At 50.2% G+C, this 867-nt stretch carries 2 protein-coding genes; both read left to right on the forward strand.

Annotation, left to right across the window (positions count from 1 at the left end; all coding sequences use genetic code 11):
* Positions 1 to 541: TerB family tellurite resistance protein (locus THS27_RS27060; RefSeq protein WP_168185033.1), on the forward strand; the 541-nt coding region annotated here is incomplete at its 5' end.
* Positions 534 to 867, forward strand: a 334-nt coding sequence (locus tag THS27_RS26300) for a hypothetical protein (RefSeq protein WP_139835775.1), incomplete at its 3' end; no start/stop codon positions are given. The genes THS27_RS27060 and THS27_RS26300, both read left to right, overlap by 8 nt.

The raw sequence follows: 867 nt of genomic DNA on the forward strand, positions 1-867 counted from the left end.
CTATTGTTATGAACGCCACGCTTACCGGCAATTTCTTAGCAGCGGCATCCTGTCAGTCATTGATGTGGACGGCGTTGTTTCCCACCCCGTCGATTTTTTCCGAAATCAATTGCAGATCGATGTAAATCCAGCCTTTTTCCCGTCGAAACAGGCAGAACAGTTTGTCGCCGCATTTACACCACCGGCACAACGCATAAAAAAATACTGCCGCCCCGATTTGCGCCTGTTATCCACCCTCTCACGTAGCGACGGCTGTATGCACCCCGCCGAAATCGAATTCATGCTCGATTATGCGATAAAGGTGGCAGATTTCCACAACGAGCCATTCACCGAAACCGACCGTAAGGCCCTTGCGGCCTACATCAAACGCCTGCGACCTACCGAGAATCAGGTAAACAGCGCCCTTGATGGAATATGGGATCATCACCCACACCATCGCAAAATGTTTGTCGAAGCCTGTCACGGCCTCGTTCAGGCAGACGGCATCATCACACCTGAAGAAACCGAAGCCCTTGCCGAACTGGTTGACGAATTTGGCTGACCAACACCAACTATCACCAAGAGATAGATCAATGCGCATCTTTGCTGCCTTTTCCTTCGCCTTTGTAATCGTTGCTCTTGCTGGCTGCACAACATATGACCGGGCACGGGCAAGCGATTTCGAGCCGCTACCCGACCGCAAATTTCGCTTTCAGGCCGACAAACTTTACCCTTACACCGAAAAAGACCTTATTGGATGGCTGGAAACCTCCCTGAAAGAAAACAACTATTGTCCCAGCGGCTATGAAATCACCGAAAAAAAGGAAGTAGTCAGGGCTGAAACAATATTCGGGGATGCCACCAGCCTCATTTTTTACGGCAAATGCA

It is taken from the genome of Thalassospira sp. MCCC 1A01428, from assembly GCF_002115825.1.
Classification (GTDB): domain Bacteria; phylum Pseudomonadota; class Alphaproteobacteria; order Rhodospirillales; family Thalassospiraceae; genus Thalassospira.